General features: G+C 56.7%; 2 protein-coding genes. One reads left to right on the top strand and one right to left on the bottom strand.

Going from position 1 to position 24,194, the window contains the following annotated elements; genetic code table 11:
* The first annotated feature begins 72 nt into the window (after positions 1-72).
* On the top strand, positions 73-22,938 hold the full coding sequence (locus R1T41_RS05675; RefSeq protein ID WP_317340521.1) for a hypothetical protein: 22,866 nt from the start codon (positions 73-75) through the stop codon (positions 22,936-22,938).
* Between the two features lie 86 nt (positions 22,939-23,024).
* Here the strand turns inward: R1T41_RS05675 and R1T41_RS05670 are convergent, their stop codons facing one another.
* Positions 23,025-24,023: a tRNA dihydrouridine synthase gene (locus R1T41_RS05670; protein ID WP_317340519.1), complete on the bottom strand. Its 999-nt coding sequence runs from the start codon at positions 24,021-24,023 to the stop codon at positions 23,025-23,027.
* Between the last annotated feature and the right edge of the window lie 171 nt (positions 24,024-24,194).

Raw genomic sequence — 24,194 nt, 5'->3', positions numbered from 1 at the left:
AGTGTATATGGATGGTTGATTGCCTTCCATGAAAATGGATTGAAAAATTAGTCCCAAGTAGGGAGCAAAGCCTTGGCCTCGCCCGCCAATCAAGACGATGGCACCGGTTTAACCGATGCCGATATCGAACAGGTACTGGATGACCGCGCAGAGGATAGCTCTGCTGCGGGTAATTCCGATTCCGGTTCGTCGGGCGAGACGGGTTCACAATCCCCTGCAACGCAGGTCTTCACCAATATCCAGAACGTCATCGGCACGTCGTATAACGACATCCTGATCGGGGATGCGGGCGACAACACGCTGGTTGGTGGCGCGGGCAACGATATCCTGGTACCGGGCGAGGGTCAGGATGAAGTGACTGGTGGCGAAGGCCGCGACACATTCGTTTTGCAGGCCGGATTTGGTCAGGCGACCATTACCGATTTCACCCTTGGCGAAGATTATCTGGCACTTGATGATCTCGGCATCGAAAGTGCGGCCGACCTGGTATCGCGTGCGTCGGATGACGGTCAGGGTAATGTCGTCATTACTTTTACGACTGGCGATCAGCTTACGCTTAAGGGCATTACGATTGCCCAGCTTTCCGAAATCACCCTTGTTGATGCCCCGAAACTGACGGATGTCGCGCTGGACAGCTCCGGCGATCCGTCGTCGGGTGATGCAACCGTCATTGACGGGACGTCGGGTGATGACGTGATCCAGGGCACGTCTGGCGACGATGTGATTTCGGGCAATGGCGGCAGCGATGCTGTTGATGGCGGGTCTGGTAAAGATACGCTGTCATTTGACGGGTCCGATGATGCCGTGACCGCCGATCTTTCGACCGGTATGGCAGGCAGTGCCAGCGGCAGCAATACCGTTTCATTTAGCAATATCGAAAATCTGACCGGGACATCGGGCGATGATGTCCTGCGCGGGGATGCCGGAAACAATACGCTTTCGGGTGGTGCAGGCGACGATACCTTTGGTGCCAGTGGCGGCAATGACACGATTGACGGTGGCGCGGGTCGCAACACCCTTGATTACAGCACATCCGAACAGGGTGTGGTTGTTGATCTGAAAAACGGTGCAGCCGAAAGCCGCACGGAGACAGATGGTGATACCGCATCTGAAACCGGCAGCAATACGGATTCCGGCACGGCAAATGACGATGCATCAGGCGGTGATACGGCAGCCGAGACCGATACCGGTGCGGACAGCGGTTCTGAAAATTCTGGTGAAACGACCGGCGATACTGCTGGGTCAAATGTTGGGGATACCACCGGTGGGGCATCAGACCCGTCGGATGATCCGGTGTCGGGCGAAACTGATACGTCCGGCGGTGATACGGGCGGTAGCGAAACGGGTGATCAGGCTTCTTCCGGTGGCGGTGGGGATACCTCCCAGCCAGAAACCGATGGCGGGGCTGGCGATGATGCTGCATCCGGTGGCTCGGGTGATGACACCATCACCGAGGAAACCGGCGACGCAGAAACCGACACGGGAACCGATACCGAAACCGACACCGGTTCGGGCGAAGGTGATGAAACCACCGGTGATGCCGGAACGGATGAAGAAACCGATCCGAACACCGGTGGTGATGAAACAACCCCGACCGATCAGAATGGGGCCGAAGCGGGCTCTGATGCTGGCGCCGATACCAATACGGTATCGGAAACCGGCAGTGACGAGATGGATGGTTCTGGCAATGCCGGTGGTGCGTCGCAGGAAACTGAAACCGGATCGACCACCGACGGTGATCAGACGCAGACCGGCGATACGCAAACCGGCGCGCAGGATGACGCATCCGATGACGCATCCCCGAACGAGCCGGGTGATACGGCATCGGGTGATGGTTCGGGTGAAGCCGGTGCATCTGGCGAAGACACGTCAAATGGTACGGATGGCGCCGATCCCGCGGACACCACCGATGAAGGTTCGACCGATCCGGTGACGGAAGGCGAAGATGCTCTGGCAGAAAACGGTTCGGAAACATCCGGAACCGAAGAAGGCTCTTCGACCGAAACCGACGGTGAGACTTCCGGTGAGGCATCGAATGAGGTCACCGACGGAGAAACCACGCCCGATCAGGAAACACCCTCTGTTGAAACCGGTTCGGACGCAGAAGGCGATGAAACGAACGCGGGTGACGGTGCCGAATATGACAGCCTCGGCGGTTCGGATGGTGCGGGCGAAGACGTTCTGAACGAAGATACGCCTGTGTCGGATGATGGTGATGACAGCACGGACGGCGAAGAACAGCCATCCGGGGCAGAGAACCAGACCGAACAGGAAAACACCAATAGCGGCCTTCAGGCCGGGGCAGAAACATCGCCGGAATCCGGTGCGGATGAAACCGGTCTTTCCGGTGACGCGACCGGTGATGAGACTGGCGATGAGACTGTTGGTGAAGATGCTGGCACGGATGAAGGCGACGGCGAGGATACGACCGGCGGCGAAACCACCGATGGCGAAGCAGACCCGATTGACGCGGGTGCTGAAGGTGGCGACAGCACATCGGGCGAGCAGACGGATGGTGAGACCACCGGCGAGACGGATTCCGAAGCCGGGGATGAGGCCGGTGATGAGACTGGTGGCGATACCGGAGGTGGTGCTACCGACAGCGGAAATGAGACCGGCGACGATACCAATATCTATGACAACACCCCGACATCGGGGAACGACATTGTCCATGGCTCCGATGGTGATGATTTCCTTGGCGGGGCTGCCGGGAATGACACCCTGCAGGGCAGTGGCGGCAATGACGTCATGGATGGTGGTCTTGGTAACGATGTGCTGCAGGGCGGCCTTGGCGACGACACCCTTGATGGAGGTGCCGGTGCCGATGTCTTGCAGGGTGGTGAAGGCAATGACAGCCTTTATGGCGGCTCCGAAGACGACATTCTTCAGGGTGGCGAAGGCAGCGACCTTCTGGTTGGTGGTACCGGCAATGACGTTTTGCAGGGCGGTTCGGGTGATGATTTCCTGCGCGGCGGTCTTGGCAATGATCATATCCAGGGCGGCGATGGTACTGATACCGTCAGCTATACCGATGCGACCGATGCGGTAACCGTCGATCTTTCGCAGAGCACGGCAACCGGTGGGGCAGGCAATGATGTCCTGCAGATGGTTGAAGACGTCATCGGTTCGGACTTCGATGATCATATTACCGGTGATGACGGTAATAACGTGCTGATTGGCGGGGATGGCATCGATACCCTGACCGGTGGTGCGGGTGACGATACGCTGACGACCGGTTCGGGCAAGGATGACATCGAACTGACCGAGAATTTCGGCAGCGATACGGTCACCGATTTCAATATTGCCGAAGATACTGTCGATCTTTCGAAGCTGGGCGTGACCGATTTCGCGACCCTGCAAGCGATGATGAGCGACGATGGCAACGGCAATACCGTTATCGATTTTGGCGAGCAGGGTGTTCTGACCCTTGAAGGGGTCAGTTCGGACAGTCTTGTTGCGGATAATTTCCGCGGGTTTGGCCGTATCTTTGAAAGCGATGGCGACGACGTTGCCGAAGGTACTGACGGCGATGATGCGCTGTATGGCTTTGACGGGAACGATATCCTCGGCGGTGGTGCCGGTGACGATGTCATTTCGGGCGGTTATGGCAATGACACGCTTTCGGGCGGTTTGGGCAACGATACCCTGCGCGGTCAGGAAGGTATTGATACGGTTGATTATTCCGGTGCCAATGGTTCGGTGAATGTCGACCTTGCCGCCGGTAGTGCAACCGGTGCCGATGGCAATGATGTTCTTGACCGTATCGAAAACGTTATCGGATCGAATTACGACGATACGATTTCGGGTGACAGCGGTGTTAACGTGCTCCAGGGCGGGGCAGGCAACGACACCATCACCGGTCGCGATGGCAACGATACACTTGATGGCGGTGCCGGTGACGATACCTTTGTCGCCGAGGCAGGCAATGACACCTATATCGGCGGTGCGGGCAACGATACGCTGGATCTGAGTGCGCGCGATGGTGCGCAGACGGTTAATCTGGTTTCGGGAACCGTCACCGATAACACCAGTGGCGAAGTCGACACGGTGAGCAGCGTCGAAAATATTGTCAGCGGTGCGGGCAATGATATTCTGGTCGGCGATGGTGCGAATAACATCATTTCGGCCGGGGCGGGTGACGACGTTGTCGCCGGTGGCGGCGGGGATGATACCCTTGATGGCGGTGAAGGTACCGATACGATTGCGCTTGGCGGTGAAACCGGTGCGGTTGTCGATCTTGCGGCAGGTACCATCCAGACCAATTCCGGTACGTCGACCATTACCAACTTCGAAAATGTTCGTGGTTCGGCAACTTCCGACATCATTTCCGGCGATGACGGCAATAATATCCTGACCGGCCTTGCCGGTGACGATATTATTGCTGGTGGCGGCGGCGACGATACACTTGACGGTGGTGTTGGCATCGATACCGCCGATTACAGTGACGTTGACGCGGCCATGGACGTCAATCTTGATGCCGGAACTGCATCGGGCGATGGCAATGATACGCTGATCGATATCGAAAATGTCTCAACCGGTGACGGTAACGATATTGTCCGCGGAACTGCCGGGCAGAACGTGATTGATACTGGTGCCGGTAACGATACCGTATTTGGTGGTGCGGGTTCGGATACGCTGTCGGGCGGTGAAGGTTTTGATACCCTGAGCTACAGCGACGCTGCGGGTAACCCGATTGGCGGTGTAACTGTCGACCTTGAAGCCGGAACTGCTACCGGCAGCGATTTTGTCGATCAGATTAACGGATTCGAACAGGTCGAAGGATCGACCGGCAATGATCGCATGCTCGGCAGTTCGGGTTCCGATATCCTTAAGGGCGGTGCCGGTAACGATACGATTGATGGTCGGGCTGGTGCAGATACCCTTTCAGGTGGTGCCGGTTCGGATACCTTTGTCATTTCGGCCGATAGCGACAACGACCTGATCACGGATTTCGATCCTGAAAATGACATCATCGACATTCAGGGCATCGATGGTCTAGAGCTGTTTTCGGACATTGCAGACTTCATCGGTGTGGATGGTGATGGAAACGCGACCATCACGATTGGTGATTCCGTTGTCACCCTGCAGGGCGTCGATCCGGACAGCCTGACCTTCAGGAATTTTGAAGGTATTCGTTCGCTGGACGGTACGGAAAATGCCGACACCCTTGTTGGTACCAGCCGTAGTGATGTGATTGATGGCAAGGCTGGTAACGATAGTATTTCGGGCAATGCCGGTAATGACACGATCGCGGGTGGTGCGGGGAATGATGTCATTTCGGGCGACGTTGGCAATGACGTCATCGATGGCGGTACGGGGAATGATACCATTTCGGGCGGCGTCGGTAATGACGTCATCGATGGTGGCGAAGGGAACGACTTTATAACCGGCGAGGCCGGTGATGACAGCATTGATGGTGGGCTTGGTAACGATGTGATCGTTGGCGGGACCGGTTCTGATGCGCTAGACGGTGGCGAAGGTACTGACACTGTTTCGTTCCAGGATTCTGCCACGGGCGTGAATGTTGATCTTGCTGCAAGTTCGGCAACAGGTCAGGGCACCGATACGCTTGCCAATTTCGAAAATGTTTCCGGATCGTCCCACAACGATACGCTTTCCGGGGATAACCAGAACAACGTGCTTTCTGGCGGTGCCGGAAGCGACATCCTTGATGGTCGTGATGGTGATGACCTGCTTCTTGGCGGAGCGGGCAACGATACGCTGATCGGTGGCGCAGGGAATGATTCGCTCGTCGGTGGCGATGGTTCCGATACCGTCGATTATGCCAGTGCAGAAGGCAGTGTTCAGGTTAATTTGGGTTCGGGTTCCGCAACTGGTAGCGCGGGTACCGATATTCTCGAGGAAATCGAGAATGCTGCTGGATCGGATTTTGACGACGTCCTGACCGGGTCGGATGGGACGAACACTATTTCTGGCGGTGCCGGCAATGATCTGATCAATGGCGGTGCCGGTAACGACCATCTTGCTGGTGGCGCCGGGGCGGACACCTTTATTTTCAACGGCTCCTCCGGCGAAGATAAAATTGCCGATTTTGATATTGCTGAAGATCGTATTGATCTGCGCAGTTTTGGCCTTCCGAACTGGGAAGCACTGAAAAGTCTGATCGAAACCAATGCCAATGGCGATGCGGTCATTTCCATCAATGACCAGACATTGACCCTGACGGGTGTTTCACCGGATCAGCTTGCTGCTGATAACTTTGTTGGCATCGAGAGCCTTGGCGCGACCGAAGGTGACGATGTTCTGGTTGGTACAGGCTTTGATGAAGTCATAGATGGCCTCGGTGGCAATGATACCATCCAGGGCGGGGCCGGGGTGGATACCGTTTATGGCGGTTCTGGAAACGATACGCTTTCGGGCGGGCTTGGCAACGATACACTCGATGGTGGCGATGGTCAGGACACGGTCGACTATTCAGCAGAATCTGCTGTCACTGTTGATCTGAATACTGGCAGCGGTTTTACCTCTAACGTTAACAGTGACACACTGGTCGACATCGAAGATGTTACCGGTTCCAACTTTAGCGACACGATCATCGGTGACGCCCAAAACAACACCCTTAGAGGGTTGGGCGGCAATGACAGCATTGATGGTGGTGCTGGTGATGACCGTATTGAAGGTGATGCTGGCAATGATGATCTGAGCGGCGGTGCCGGGAATGATCAGATCCTTGGTGGTACTGGCAACGACATCCTCAACGGTGGTCTTGGGGATGACCAGCTGGTTGGTGGTGCCGGTCAGGACCTGGCTGATTATTCGGACGCGGAAGGGGCTGTTAGTGTTGATCTGACATCCGGAACCGCATCTGGTGCGGCTGGCAATGATACGCTTTCGGAAATCGAGAACGTATCGGGTTCGGATTTCGACGACATCCTTGCAGGTGATTCTGCCAACAATACAATCGCGGGCGGTTCAGGAAACGATACCGTTTCCGGTGGTGCAGGCGACGATCTTTTGTCTGGTGGCGATGGCGACGATGTCATCGATGGTGGTACCGGTACGGATACGATCAGCTTCGTTGGTTCGGATGCCGTGACGGTCGATCTCGGTGCGGGAACGGCTGTCAGTGAAGCTGGAACCGATACCATTTCGAACGTCGAGAATGTTATCGGTTCAGCCGGTTCTGATACGATCATCGGCAATGACGGCGTAAACGTTATTTCGGCTGGAACCGGCAATGATGTCATTCGTGGTGGCGCGGGTGACGATACGCTTAGCGGTGGTGGCGGCTCGGATATCTACAAATTGTCTGCGGGTGACGGTCGCGACACCGTTACCGATTTCGATGTGAATGCCGATCAGATCGATATTTCCGAACTTGCGATCGATACCTATGACGAACTTTACAACCGCATGTCGGTCAATGCGGATGGTGATCTGGTTGTTGATTTCGGCGACGACACCAGCATGGTTCTTAAAGGCGTCAGCCTGGACCAGATTTCCGCGAACAATTTCATCGGTATCCGTGACATCGCTGGAACGTCTGGCGATGACATTCTGACAGGTACCGATGGCGCGGATACGTTATCGGGGCTGGATGGCAACGATACGCTGGATGGCTTGGCCGGGAACGATGTTCTGCTTGGCGGTGCCGGGAATGACCTGCTTGATGGGGGTGTCGGGGACGATACGCTGGATGGTGGTGCGGGCAATGATACCGCCGATTACAGTGATAAAACCGCTGATATGCAGGTCAGCCTTGAAGGCGGTACGGCCTCGGGCGGGGGTGAGAATGACACGCTGCTCAACATTGAAAATGTCATCGGCGGTGCCGGAAATGACGTCCTGACCGGGAATGACGAAGGAAACATTCTTGCCGGAGGTGCCGGTGATGACCTGCTCGTCGGGCTTGGCGGCGATGACACACTGTTTGGTGGCGCGGGTAACGATACGGTCAGTTATCAAAATGCCGATGGTGGCGTGAATGTTGATTTGTCTGCTCTTAGTGCGACCGGTGCTGAGGGTCAGGACAAACTGATCGATATTGAAAATGTCACCGGGTCCGAATTCGATGACACCCTTAAGGGTGATGCCGGTGCGAACGTCCTGAATGGCGGGGCCGGCGATGACCTATTCACCGCAACACAGGGCAATGACACCCTGATTGGCGGGGACGGGGTTGATACGGTTGATTATGGTGCCGCAACCGGCGGCATTTCGGCAAACCTGTCGACAGGTGATGTTTCCGGCCTTGGGCAGGACAAAGTCACGGGCATCGAAAATATTATCGCCACGCAGTTTGCCGATACCCTTGTCGGTAACGAGGCCGCGAATACCCTGTCGGGTGAAGATGGCAACGATATTATTGCTGGCGGCGGCGGCGATGACACATTGCTGGGGGGCCGTGGCAACGACACCATTTCCGGCGGAGCCGGTGCAGATTTCATCGATGGGGGTGAGGGCAACGATACTGTTGACTACAGCAACAATCTGAACGGGATCACCATTGATCTTGAAACCGGTGAAACCAATGCCGAGAACGGCGATCAGGTGCTGAATGTCGAAAACGTTGTCGGTTCAAACCTTAACGACACCATTACCGGCAGCAGTGGCGATAACACGCTGATCGGTGGTGCTGGCAATGATGTTTTCAATGCCAGTGCCGGCAATGATGTGATTTCAGGTGGAAGCGGTACCGACGGCGTTGATTACAGTGCAAGCGAAGGCGCGGTTAATGTCGATCTCCAAGGTGGCACAGTTACCAAGGTTGACGGCACCGATACGCTTTCGGGGATCGAAGATGCAACCGGTAGCGCATTTGATGACACCCTGACCGGCACGTCGGGTGCAAACAGTCTGGCTGGTGGTGCGGGTAACGACATCATTAATGCGGGCGGGGGCGACGATACGGTTTCGGGTGGAACCGGGGATGATACGCTGCGCGGTGGTGCCGGTATCGATACTCTGGATTATTCCAAGGCGTCCGGCGGGCAGGTGGTCAATCTGGTAACCGGTGTTGCAACCGGTGCTGATGGCACAGACGACATTTCCGGCTTTGAAAATGTCACAGGCACCGATTTTGACGATACCCTTATCGGTGATAACGCCAATAACGTGCTATCGGGCGGTGCGGGGAACGATACGCTATCCGGTGGTTCGGGCAATGATGTGCTGGATGGCGGTGCAGGCAACGATACATTCGTCGGCGAAGCAGGTGATGATACCTATATCGGTGGTGCCGGTTCGGACATCATCGATTTCAGCAATGCCCAGTCGGGGATGAATATCAGCCTCGAAAACAATATCGCGACCGGGGCGGATACCGGCACCGATACCCTGAGCGATATCGAGCAAATTGTTGCAACGAATTTTGACGATACCATCGCCGGCAGCGCCAATGCTGATACCATCTCGGCAGGGGCTGGTAATGACATCATATCGGGTGGTGTCGGAAGCGATATCATCAGCGGTGGTGCGGGCAATGACCTGATTGATGGCGGTGCAGGCAACGATACGCTTGATGGTGGGGACGGCGAGGATACCGTTTCCTATAATAGCGCTTCTGGTGGTGTTTCGGTTGATCTGCAAACCGGTGTCGTCGGTGGTTCTGAAGGCGATAAGGTTGCCAATTTTGAAAATATTGCCGGTTCGCGTTTCGACGATATCCTGAAAGGCGATGCAGGTCGTAACACCCTTGATGGTGGTGCGGGTAACGATACCCTTGATGGCCGTGATGGTGATGACGTTCTGTTGGGCGGCGCCGGGAATGATGTTATTCGCGGGGGCGGCGGCGCAGACACCATTGATGGTGGCGAAGGTTCCGATACCCTTGATCTGTCAGACGTTTCAGGTGATCTGACCGTTGATTTTACCGCAGGTACGGCAACAGACGGCACAGTAACCGACATCTTCAGCAATATTGAAAACCTTGTTACCGGTGACGGTAATGACGTTATCACCGCCACAGATGAGGCAAACGTTATCAATGCCGGAAATGGCGATAACACGGTTATCGGCGCGGACGGTTCGGACACCCTGTCGACCGGCAGCGGCGAAGATTATGTTTCCGGTGGTGCCGGAAGCGATGTCATTGATACCGGTGCCGGAAATGACACCGTCGACGGCGGCGAAGGCAACGATATAATTTCCGCGGGTTCCGGCAACGACTTTGTGACCGGTGGTGCTGGCAATGATTTCATAAATACCGGTGACGGCAACGATACGGTCGACGGTGGTACCGGTATCGATACGATTGCCACTGGCGAGGGCGATGACGTTGTCCTTGGCGGCGAAGGCAATGATGTCATCGATAGCGGCACGGGTAACGATACGGTCGATGGCGGGGTTGGTGCAGATACGATCACCGCAGGCGCAGGCGATGACCATGTGACCGGTGGCGAAGGAAATGACGTCATTTCTGGTGGTGGTGGTGCCGATATTCTTGATGGTGGTGCTGGCGACGATATCCTGCGTGCAGGTGCCGGGGATGATGTCCTGATCGGTGGCGAAGGTCTTGATACGGCAACCTATTCGGATGCGACCGGCGGGCTGGTTATTGATACCATGAACAATACCGTCAGCGGGACGGGCACCGGAACGGATACGCTTGACGGCATCGAAATCATCGAAGGTTCAGGATTCAGCGATACCTTCGTTGGTGGCGAAGGCACGGACATCTTCCTTGGTGGTGCTGGCGACGATACCTTTGACGCCGGGGTTGGCAACGATATTTTGACGCTTGGTACGGGTGCTGATCAGGTTGTCTTCCGTCCTGGGGATGGCAACGACACGATCACCGATTTCAACCCGACCGTTGATGTTATTGATCTTACCGATTTCAATATCGCCGGTTTCGATGCCCTGAAATCCCAGTTCAGTGAAGATGACGATGGTAATCTGGTCATCACGCTTGATAGCGGCGATACGATCACGCTGAATAATATTCAGGCAGGCAGCCTGACTGCGGCAAACTTCATCGGTGTCGACGTTCGTCTTGGCACGGAAAATGCCGACGAAATGGTTGGCGGAAACGGTGGCGATATTATCAACGCCCTGGGCGGGGATGACACCGTTTTGGGTGGTGATGGCAATGATCGCCTGATCGGTGGATCGGGTGACGATATCCTGTCTGGTGATGCTGGTGATGATACCCTGGTTGGTAATTCCGGATCGGATACACTGATTGGTGGTGCTGGCACGGATACGGTCGATTATTCGACCGAAAGCGCCGGAATTGTTGGCGATCTGACGGCCGGTACCGTAACCGGTGGGGATGGTAATGATGTTGTTGATGGCATCGAAAATCTTACCGGAACGCTGTTTGCAGACACCCTGATCGGAACCGACGGCAACAATACCCTTTCGGGGCTGGCTGGCGATGACATGCTTGTCGGTGGCGAGGGCAATGATGTGCTCGACGGTGGTGCGGATTCTGACACTGTGGATTACAGTGCCGCAACCGGGGCGATGAATGTCAACCTGACCACAGGCACAGCCATCGGTCAGGGCAACGACACGCTTGCCAATATCGAAAATGTTGTCGGTTCGGACTTCAACGACACAATCAATGGCAATGCTGCTGATAACACCGTAACGGCCGGTGCCGGGAACGACGTGATCAATGTCGGTTCGGGGGATGACGTTGTTGATGCCGGAAGCGGTGATGACGAAATTACCGGCGGTGCGGGATCGGATACCCTTTCCGGTGGTACCGGCAACGACGTGCTGGATGGTGGGGCGGATAACGACACCCTGTCGGGTGGCACGGGTGACGACATCATTCAGGCCGGGACCGGCGACGACTGGATTTATGGTGATACCGGTGACGACATCATTGATGGTGGCGACGGTATCGACACGGCCGATTATTCCAATGTCGAAGGCCCGGTTGTCGTTGATCTGGTCAACCAGTATGCATCGGGTTCGGGCGGAAATGATATCGTTCGCAACGTTGAACGGGTCATTGGTACCGATTTCGCGGATACCCTGATCGGGGCGGACGGGGTCAATACCCTGGATGGTGGATCGGGCAATGATACGCTGTTTGGCGGGGATGGTGACGACGTCATTATCACCGGCGACGGCGAAGACATGATTGTTGTTACCCCGGGTGGCGGCAGCGATACGGTTACCGATTTTGACGTCAACGAAGATGTGATTGATCTGTCATCCTACGGGATTGAGGATTATAGCGATCTTGCCGATCGCATGTTCGATGACGCCAACGGCAATGCGGTTATCTCGCTCGGCCCGGGTGAAAGCATCACGCTTGAAGGTGTTTCGGTCGATGATCTTGGGCCGGATAACTTCTTTGGCTATGTCACCATCGAAGGTACTGAATTCGACGACGTCCTGCAGGGCAGCCAGCTTGGTGATGAAATCAATGCGCTGGACGGTGACGATATTGTTGATGGCGGTGCCGGTGACGATGTCATCAATGGCGATGCGGGCAACGATACCTTGATCGGTGGTGCTGGTGATGACGAACTGAATGGTGGGGACGGCAACGATACCGCCGATTATTCCGATACATCCGAAGGTGTCACCGTTGACCTGAGCACAGGTAGCGCAACTGGCGCAGCCGGAAACGATACCCTTGATAGCATCGAAAATGTCACCGGCGGGGATGGCGACGATATCCTGATTGGCGATGAAAACGCCAATATCCTGGATGGCGGCGAAGGCAACGATACCGTTTATGGCAATGACGGCGACGATACCCTGATTGGCGGCGAAGGTGATGATACGCTGTCCTACGAAGGGGCCGAAGAAGGCGTTTCCGTTGACCTTGCCAATGGTACCGCAACCGGTGGTGCCGGAAATGATGTGATTGACGGTTTTGAAACCGTGATCGGGTCTGATCATGCCGATACCATTTCGGGCGATGATGCCAGCAACGTGATCGAAGGCGGTGCCGGTGACGATGTGCTGGCCGGTGGTGGTGGCGATGACACCATTCTGGGCGGGGCGGGTAACGATACCCTGCAGGCGGGTACCGGCAATGATACCCTTGTCGGTGGCGATGGCACCGATATCGCCGATTATTCGGATCGGACCGATCCGGTTGTGGTCGATCTGGCCGCGGGTACCGGCACGACCGCCGACGGCAACGATACGCTGATCGATATCGAAGGGGCGACCGGTGGTTCGGGCAACGATACCCTTCTGGGGTCGGATGGCGATAACATCCTTTCGGGTGGTGCCGGTGATGATACCCTTTCGGGCGGTGCGGGGAACGATACCTTTGCCGGTGGCGCCGGGGCGGATCTGGTTGACGGTGGTGCCGGTGACGATGTCCTGGCCTTCGATGGGGATCATGTCGCGGCGTCGGGCGAAACCACCGACCATGTCGGCAGTCCGACGACGGATGGCACCGGTGACGTTGCCGATATCAGTGGTAAAAATCTGTCTGATGACAGTTTTGTCGGCGGCGAAGGCAACGATACCCTGCAGGCAGGCGACGGTGATGATGCCATCATCCTGGATCGCGATCACGCCGGTGGCGGTGCCACCAACCCGTCGATTGTGGATATTGAAAGCATCAATGCCGGTGCGGGTAACGATGTTGTCGACCTGACCAGTGAAGCGCATTCCTATGGTGACGTCACGATTGATGGCGGTGCCGGTGACGATACCCTGTGGGCCAATGACGGTGATGACGTCATCCTTGGGGGTGCCGGTTCTGACAATATTCTGGGTGGTGCGGGTGCCGATAATATCGATGGGGGTGCTGATAACGACATCATCGATGGCGGAACCGGGAATGACATCATCGCGGGCGGTGCTGGCGACGACACCATCATGGCCGGTATCGGCGATGATACGCTTTCGGGTGGGGACGGTTCCGATACGCTTGATATGTCTGCGGCCAATGGCGCGACAATTGATCTGGCCAATGGCACGGCAGGCAGCGATGCCACCGGTTCGGACAGCATTACCGGCTTTGAAAATGTGATCGCGACGGATGGTGATGATACCATCATCGGTAATGCCGCAGACAATACGATTGATGCCGGTGCGGGCAACGATACGGTTTCGATTGATGCCGGTAACGACCATCTTGATGGTGGCGACGGCATTGATACGCTTGACCTGTCGGGCACCAGTGGCGGGGTAACGGTTGATCTTGCCACCGGAACCGCGAACGGCGCACAGACAGGTTCCGATACGATTGCCAATTTCGAAAATGTCACGGGTTCGGCAGACGCCGATACCATTACCGGCAGTGACGCGGCCAACACGATTGACGGTGGTGCCGGTGATGACGTGATCGATGGTGGCGCTGGCGACGACGTCCTTTCGGGCGGTGCGGGGAATGACACCCTGGCCGCAGGTGACGGCAACGACACCCTGAGCGGTGGCGATGGCGCGGATGTCTTTGTCTTTGAAGATGGCAGCGACGCCGATCTGGTCAGCGACTTTGACATCGCCAGCGACGTGATTTCCCTGCCCGATATCGGTGTTTCAAGCTGGACCGAATTGCAGCCGCTTCTGTCCGATGGACCGGATGGTGCGGTGATCACGTTGCCGTCCGGCGGCACGGTAACGCTTTCGGGTGTTGCTGTTGGCGACCTGACACCGGATCACTTTGCCGGAATCGAAAATGTCGGAACGCCGGGTGATGACACACTTGGCGGTGGCAGCGGTGACGATACGGTTGGTGCCGGTGATGGCAACGACACGGTCGACGGTGGCGACGGTAATGACACGGTCGATGGCGGTGACGGCGATGATTCCGTTGGTGCCGGCACGGGCGACGATAGCGTTGGCGGCGGTGCCGGTAACGACACGGTCGACGGTGGCGAAGGTAATGACTCGGTCGATGGCGGCGACGGTGATGATTCCGTTGGTGGCGGATCGGGCGACGATAGTGTTGGCGGTGGTGCCGGTAACGATACGGTCGACGGTGGCGATGGCAATGACACGGTCGATGGTGGTGATGGTAATGATTCCGTCGGTGGCGGCGCGGGTAACGACACTGTTGGTGGTGGTGCCGGCGACGATACGGTTGATGGCGGCGAAGGTGATGACACGCTCGACGGTGGTGATGGCAACGACACCCTGATCGGCGGGCCTGGCACGGATACGCTTTCCGGTGGTGCGGGTGATGACGTTCTGGAATTTGGCGCGGATCGCGCGGGCCAGTCGGGTGATACCACCGATCATGCGGGTAGCCCGGGTGTCGATGGCACCGGCGAAATTGCCGATCTTGACGGTCTTGGTATCAGTGATGATCAGTATGATGGCGGTGACGGCATCGATACGCTGGTGGGCACGTCGGGTGGTGATGCGATCATTCTGGATCGCGATCATGAAAATGGTTCCGCCAATCCGTCAATCAGTGGCGTTGAAATCATTGAAACCGGCGACGGTGATGACGTTGTCGATCTGACCAGCCAGGTTCATTCCTATGGCGATGTCACGGTTGATGGCGGTGCGGGCCACGATACCATCTGGACCAGTGCCGGGGATGACAGCGTCCTTGCGGGTGATGGCAATGACCATATCAATACGGGTGCCGGCAGTGACGTGATTGATGCCGGGGCGGGTGATGACGATATCGCCGCTGGTTCCGGCGATGATGTGATTGCCGCGGGTGACGGCAACGATGTGATTTCGTCGGGTGACGGTAATGATACGGTCGATGCCGGTGCGGGTGACGATACAATTATCGGTGATGCCGGTAACGATACCCTTGCCGGTGGCGATGGCACCGATACGCTTGATCTGACCAATGCCGATGGCGGTGCCGTCATTGATCTTGAAAATGGCACGGCAAGCAGCACGGAAACCGGGTCTGACAGTATTTCGGGCTTCGAACAGGTCGTTACGGGGGCTGGTGACGATACGATTTCCGGAAGCTCTACCGATGACACAATATCGTCCGGTGCCGGAAACGATACGATTGACGGTGCCGATGGCAATGACCGGATCGTGGCCGGTGATGGCAACGATGTCGTATCCGATGGTGCGGGCAGTGACTATGTTGATGCCGGTACCGGCGATGACACGGTTATCGCGGGTTCCGGTGATGACAGTCTTGATGGTGGCCAGGGTAATGACACCATCGACATGCGCAACGCAACCAGTGGTGCCACGGTCAATCTGGCAGCAGGTTCGGCGCAATCGGCAGAAACCGGTTCGGACAGCATTTCGAACTTTGAAAATGTCACAACCGGTTCGGGCGATGATGAACTGACCGGATCGGACGCCAATAACGTCATGGCCGCAGGGGCGGGTAACGACACCCTTGATGGCGGGGCTGGCGACGATACGCTTTCGGGCGGGGCTGGCAATGACAGCTTTGTCTTTGCCGACGGCACCGATGATGATGTTGTCACCGACTTCGCAGTCGGGACCGACAAACTGACCCTTGATGGCACGGGCATTGAAACCTGGACCCAGCTTCGTGATCTGATCACCGGCAATTCGCTTGGTGATGCGGTGATCAATCTGCCGTCCGGTGGCACGATAACGCTGCAGGGTGTCAATCCGCTTGATCTTTCAGCCGATGATTTCACCGGTGTGACCGATGGCGGGACACCTTATGACGACAGCCTGACCGGTGGCGATGGCGATGACGTCATTGATGCGCTTGCCGGTGACGATATTGTCGATGGCGGTGCCGGTAACGATACGATTGATGGTGGTGCGGGCAACGATACCCTGACGGGTGGTTCGGGCGATGACACTGTCGATGGTGGCGCCGGTTCGGATACGCTTGGCGGTGGCACCGGCAATGATGAACTTAATGGTGGCGATGGTGCCGACACGCTTTCGGGTGGTTCGGGTGACGATACCCTTGACGGTGGATCCGGCGACGATGTCCTGAACTTTGAAGCCGATGGCACGGCCGCAAGCGGTGACACCACCGAAAATACCGGCAGCCCGGGCGTCGATGGCACCGGTGAGCTTGCCAATATCGGTGGCAAGAACATCTCGGACGATACCTTTATCGGTGGTGACGGTACCGATACCCTGAACCTGACCGGTGGCAGTGATGCGCTGATCCTCGATGGCAGCAAACTGGGCGATGGCCAGACGACGGGTAGCACGATCGAAACCCGGACATTTGGCCTGACGGATTCGGCATCATCGGGTGCGGTGCAGGCCGCATGGTCGGATGCAAATCTTTACGCCTTTGATTTTGGCACATCCTATGTCGGTGAAGACGGCAAACTGAACCTTGCCGCGGCCGATGACACCGTGACCTTTGATGGCAACGGTATCGGCAATAACGGCGGTTCACCGGCCGGAAGCCAGATCAACCACAATGGCAATACCGGCGAAAGCGAAGCCGTTGTCGTCGATCTTGGTGCCAATGCGCGCAATGCCACGGTTCAGGTTTCCAACCTGATTGCGGCCGAACATGGCGGTGAAGTCGGTTCGTGGCAGGCCTTTGATGCCGATGGCAATCTGGTTGCGTCGGGTGTTCTTGACGAAAGCACGATCAGCTACACCAGTGGCGGTGTTGGCACGGCAACGATCAGTGTCACCGACAGTCTCGGTAATCCGGTTGAATTCCGTTACCTCGCCTTTGAAAGCGAACCTTACGCCGATGGTTCATCGGGCGGTGACAGCAGCGACTATTTCGTGCGTTCCATCACCTTTGATGCGGTGGTTGAAGAAACCGTCACCGACGGCGCGCGCCTTGACGGGATCGAGGTTATCAATGCGGGCGAAGGCAACGACGTTGTCGATCTGACCAGCGATACGATTGCCTATGGCGATGTCACCATCAATGGTGGCGGCGGCAACGATACGCTTTGGGCCAACGAAGGCGATGACCGCATCAATGGCGAACTTGGCGACGACAATCTTTATGGCGGCGCGGGTGACGACTATCTTGATGGTGGTTATGGCCGTGATGTCCTTGATGGTGCCGAAGGCAGTGATACGCTGATCGGCGGGCAGGGTAACGATACGCTTCGTGGTGGTGAAGGCGACGACATCATTCATGGCGGTGGTGACATCGATACCGTGACCTATGACGACGCGGCATCGGGCGTGAATGTTCATCTGGCCAATTACACCGCGACGGGTGGTGCCGGGAATGACGGCATCTACTGGGTCGAAAACGTTGTCGGCTCTGCCCATGATGACATCATCAGGGGTGATGCGCAGAACAACACGCTGGATGGCGGTTCTGGTGATGACACCCTTTCGGGTGGCGCCGGGAATGATGCGCTGCGCGGTGGTGATGGCAACGATACGGCGGATTACAGCAATTCGGCCGCGGCGGTTCGTGCGAACCTTGCAACCGGTACCGCACAGCTTGCCAATGGCGAAGTAGACACCCTGACCAGCATTGAAAACCTGATTGGTTCGGGCGGCAGCGACACCCTGACCGGGTCGAATGGCGATAACCTGCTTTCGGGCGGTGCGGGCAATGACAGCCTGATCGGCAATGGCGGCAACGATACCCTTGATGGTGGTATCGGCAACGACATGCTCGATGGTGGCGATGGTAACGACATTCTGACTGGCGGCGACGGTGCTGATCGCCTTTATGGCGGGGCAGGCAATGATACGCTTGATGCTGGTGCTGGTAACGATACCCTTGATGCCGGGGCGGGCGACGACGTTATTCTGGCGGGCGATGGCAATGATGTCATCACCGCGGGTGCAGGCGCCGATACGGTTGATGCGGGTACGGGCGATGACACGGTTGTTGCCGGTGCAGGCAACGATATTCTTGCCGGTGGTGATGGCACTGACACCCTTGATTTCGCTGCTGCCAATGGTGTTGCGGTTAACCTTTCGACCGGCACTGCAAGCAGCGATGCCACCGGTACAGACAGCATTTCCGGCTTCGAGAATGTTCTGGGCACGGCGGGGGCGGATACGCTTATCGGATCGAGCGGGGCAAACGTCCTGTCTGGTGCGGATGGTGATGACGTTCTGGACGGTGGTGCGGGTGATGACTCCGTTTATGGCGGGGCCGGTAACGACACCATTGTCGCCGGTGCCGGTAATGACACGCTTTCGGGTGGTGCGGGCACCGATATCCTTGATCTGAGCCAGGCGGCAAGTGGTGCCACGGTTGATCTGTCGGCCGGTACCGCAAGCAGTACCGAAACCGGCAATGACACTATTTCCGGATTTGAAAATGTCATCGGGTCGGCGGGCAATGACGACATTACCGGATCGGATGGCGATAACGTCCTTTCGGGCGGTGCCGGGGATGACACCATCGAAGGCGGTGCGGGTGCCGATACGCTTGATGGTGGCGATGGCATTGATACCATCAGCTATGAGGGATCGGATGCCGGGGTCGAGATTTATCTTGGCGATACCGATGCCAATGCCAGAACACCGGGTGAAGGTGGCCGTGCGTTTGGCGGTGATGCCGCGGGCGATATTCTTGCCAATTTCGAACGCGTCATAGCGTCGGCCCATGATGACTATGTCTATGGCAACAGCCAGAACAACGTTGTCGATCTGGGTGATGGCAACGATACATTTGACAATGTCGAAGCCGATGTCAGTGCCGATACAGTCGATGGCGGCGAAGGCAATGACACGATCTGGACCGGCGATGGCGCCGATACCCTGATCGGTGGCAATGGCAATGATTACCTGAACGGTGAAAAAGGCGACGACACGCTTGACGGTGGGGCTGGTAATGACAGCCTTTTCGGCGGTGATGGCAACGATACGCTGGATGGCGGATCGGGCAATGACCGTATCACGACCGGGTCGGGTGCCGATCTGGTCAAGGTCACAAGCCTTGTCGGTGATAAGGTCGTTACCGATTTCAACACAAGCGTTGATCAGATTTCCCTTGATGCCCTTGGCATTTCCGAATGGTCCGAACTGGCCCCGCGTCTGAGCGAGGTCAATGGCAATACTGTCATCGATCTGGGTCCGGATGGCTCGGTGACGCTGCTGGGTGTGCGCCTGAACGAGGTCACGTCCGATATGTTTGTCGGGATCGAAGGCCCGGTTGGCGCGACGCCGTTTGATGATGTCCTGCTGGGCACCAGCGAAGATGATTATATCGATGCGCTGGCCGGGAATGACGTGGTCGATGGCGGGGATGGCAATGACACCATCCTTGGCAATGATGGCGACGATAACCTGTCGGGTGGTGCCGGAAACGATACGGTTTCGGGCGGCAACGGCAATGATGTGATCGACGGTGGCGACGGCGATGACAATCTGGATGGCAATGACGGCCATGACGTGATCGCGGGTGGTGCGGGCAATGACACCCTGATCGGCGGATCGGGCAACGATGTGATTTCCGGCGGCGGTGGCTCGGACTTCATCGATGCGATGGATGGCGACGATGTTGTCACCGGCGGCGATGATACCGATACGATCTATGGCGCGGCCGGGGATGACCAGCTTTCGGGCGAAGCGGGTGATGATGTCATTTCGGGCGGCGATGGTGCCGATACCATCAATGGCGGTCTTGGAAATGACGTGCTTTCGGGCGATGCGGGCAATGACACCCTTTCGGGTGCGGATGGCAACGATACCCTGATGGGTGGCGACGGTGCCGATACGCTTTCGGGTGGCACCGGCAATGACGTCCTGTCGGGCGGCAATGACAATGACCTGCTTGAAGGCGGTATCGGAAGCGACACCCTGTCGGGTGATGCCGGTAACGACACGCTGCTGGGCGGTGACGGCAACGATACGCTTGATGGCGGGGCTGGCAACGATACCTATACCGGTGGCGCCGGTTCGGATCAGATCATCGTGTCGGATAATTCCGGCGACAAGGTCGTCACCGATTTCAATCCGGCAAGTGACCAGATCAATCTGTCTGCGCTTGATGTGGATAACTGGGCCGAACTGCGCAGTCTGATGTCCGAGGTCAATGGTAACGCCGTCATCAACCTGAACGGTCAGGGTACGCTTACCCTGCTGGGTGTCGCGATCAGTGATCTGAATGCGAACATGTTTGTCGGTGTCGAAGCCTCGACCGGGCCGACGCCTTATGACGATGTCCTGTATGGCACCAGTAACAATGACACGATTGCGGCCCTTGCGGGTGACGATACCGTCTTTGGCCTGAATGGGCAGGACACGCTGTCGGGCATGGATGGCAATGACAGCCTTTATGGCGGTGATGGTGACGACAAGCTGTATGGTGACAACGGGAATGACCTGATTGACGGTGGCAGCGGGCAGGACAGCATCACCGGTGGCGAAGGCGACGATACGCTGGATGGCGGGTCGGGTGATGACCGCGTCTGGGGTGGAAACGGGGCTGATACGCTGCTGGGCGGTCAGGGTCAGGACAGGCTGTATGGCGAAGCCGGCAATGACGTGATCAATGGTGGCACCGGCGATGACTCGATCCTTGGCGGTGACGGCAACGACGTTCTGGATGGCAGCGAAAACAACGACCGTCTGTGGGGCGGCGATGGCAACGATACCCTGTTTGGCGGATCGGGCGACGACAAGCTTTATGGCGACGGCGGTAATGACACCCTGATGGGTGGTCAGGGTCACGATACCCTTTCGGGTGGATCGGGCCGGGATACCGCAAGCTATGCCAATGCAACATCCGCCGTTGGCGTCAGCCTTGAACTTGGTACGGCTACCGGTGGCGATGGCAATGACGTCCTGTCCTCGATCGAGGATCTGATCGGGTCGAACTTCAACGATTACCTGTTTGGCGATGATGGTGCCAACCTGCTGTCGGGCCTGTCTGGCGATGATGTTCTGGGCGGTGATGGCGGCAATGACACCATCTGGGGTGGCGATGGCAATGACGTCATCAATGGCGGTTCGGGCACTGATTTGATCGATGCCGGTGCCGGTGACGACATCATCGAATATCAGAAAGATGCGACCTGGTCGGGTAGCTATGCCGCGAAGAATGTCGGCGATCCGGATATGAACGGCACCAACGAGCAGATCAATCTGCAGGGTTACAACCGTTCGCAGGATATCTTCGATGGTGGCGACGGGACCGATACCCTGTCCCTGACCAGCGGCAATGATGTCCTGTTCCTTGACGACAAGATCACCGATCCGGGCGTTTCGCCGCGAATTTCGAATATCGAAGTCATCGATGCCGGTAACGGTGACGATATTGTCGACCTGACCAGCGAAACCCAGTCTTATGGTGATGTGACGGTTCTTGGCGGAACCGGCAATGACATCATCTGGAGCAACGCCGGTGACGATGTCCTTGACGGCGGCGAAGGCAATGACACGCTTTGGGGTGGTTCGGGCAACGATACCCTGTCCGGTGGCAATGGTATCGACATTCTGAACGGTGGTGCTGGTGATGACGTCCTGCAATATAACGCCGATGGCGTCTGGAGCTCCAACTGGCATGCGCTGAATGATGGAACACCGGACGGTGATAATCATCATGGCTGGTGGGGACATCACAATGATGGTGACAATGGCAGTGGCGAGTATGTCAATGTCGGCGGCTATAACCAGTCAAATGACATCTTCGAAGGCGGTGCTGGTACCGATACCCTGAAACTGACCAGCGGCAATGACGCGCTATTCCTTGCCGATCAGATTTCCGATCCGGGAATATCCCCACGCATCCGCAATATCGAGGTGATTGAAGCCGGTGATGGCGACGATATCATCGATATGACCAGTACTTATGAAACCTATGGCGATGTCACACTTGATGGCGGTAACGGCAATGACATCCTGTGGGGAAATGCGGGTGATGATGTGTTGCTCGGTGGTGCGGGTAACGACCGTCTCTATGGCAGTGATGGTAATGATACCCTGACCGGTGGTTCGGGCTGGGATGAATTCGAGATCGGCAAAACCAACGGTCACGACATCATCACCGACTTCACCCCGGGCGAGGACATCATCAATCTGTCCGAATGGAATTACAGCAACTTCAACCAGATCAAGAACGACATGCATCTTGATACCGATGGCAATGTCGTCATCGATCTTGGCAATGATGCATCTGTCACCCTGATGGGTATTCATGATCCTGATGATCTTGATGCCGATGATTTCGGGTTCGGCACCTGATCGCGGGTCGTTCCGATTATCTGGCCGGAAAATGACAAAGGCAGCCAAACAGGCTGCCTTTTCTTTTATTGTTCCATATTTTCCGGCTATTCGGCGGCAATTGGAACATTTTTCCGCTGATTATCCGGATTGTCGCGATCCATGGTCAGTTTGGCGCGAAGCTCGTGAATGTCGCGAATGCGCTTGATCTCGTCAAAGCAATCGGCGGCCTGTTCATGCCCCTTGCGGATCATCGCCACCCATTGCTTGATGCGCCCTGCCTGATGGTTTTCGGTGGTGTCATCGGCACTCATAAGATCGATATAGGTCAAAAGCATCGTCAGGACATCGGACCAGCTTTGTTTTTCAAGGTTCTGGCCCGCTTCAGACGCCTTGATGCGATTGGCGATGTCGGGGGCGGCAATGGCGCCGCGGCCCAGCATGAAGGACGTGCAACCGGAAATATCCCGGCATTTCGCGTAATCCGCGACCGTCCAGATTTCGCCGTTGGCCGTCATCGGGATTGAAATGGCGTCGCGGATGCGCGCCAGATATTCCCAATGTGCGGGCGGTTTATATCCTTCAAGCTTGGTGCGTGCATGCACTGTCAGGTGCTGCGCACCGGCGGCCTCGACCGCACGCGAATTGTCCAGAAACAGTTCCTTGTCGGCATAACCAAGACGGATTTTTGCACTGACCGGGATATGATCGGGAACCGCACGGCGAACGGCGGAAACAATGTTGAACAGGTTGTCGGGGCATTTCAAAAGCGATGCACCGGCTTCGCGTTTATTCACCGTCTTGGACGGACAGCCGAAATTGATATCGATCCCCGGTGCGCCAAGGGACGCGGCAAAGGCGGCATTTTCGCCCATCAATTCGGGATCATGTCCCATCAACTGCACCAGAACCGGCGTGCCCGATGCGGTTTTGCCACCCTGAAGCAGTTCGGGGCAATAACGGTAAAACACGTGGGCCGGAAACAGGTTTTGCGACACACGGATAAATTCGGTCACGCACAGGTCAAACCCGCCCGTCGCACTCAGCAATTGCCGAACGCGCCAGTCGACCAGTCCTTCCATTGGTGCAAGCACCAGATGCGTCATTTGCGAATTATCCCGTTAAATGAAATTGAGTGCGCGGCTTTTAACACAAACCGCAACATCATGCCGGTCAAAAATCACAGATCAGGCTTGCCCTGTGAACAACAGGATCGGCGAATTAAGGCCAATTTGGCTTATTTCCGACAATGTTTCAGCGAATTTCCCGCCCACCTT

It is taken from the genome of Thalassospira lucentensis, assembly GCF_032921865.1.
GTDB classification, from domain to species: Bacteria; Pseudomonadota; Alphaproteobacteria; order Rhodospirillales; family Thalassospiraceae; genus Thalassospira; species Thalassospira lucentensis_A.
Note: the sequence above shows the minus strand (reverse complement) of the source record. Positions and strands in the feature narration are given on the sequence as shown.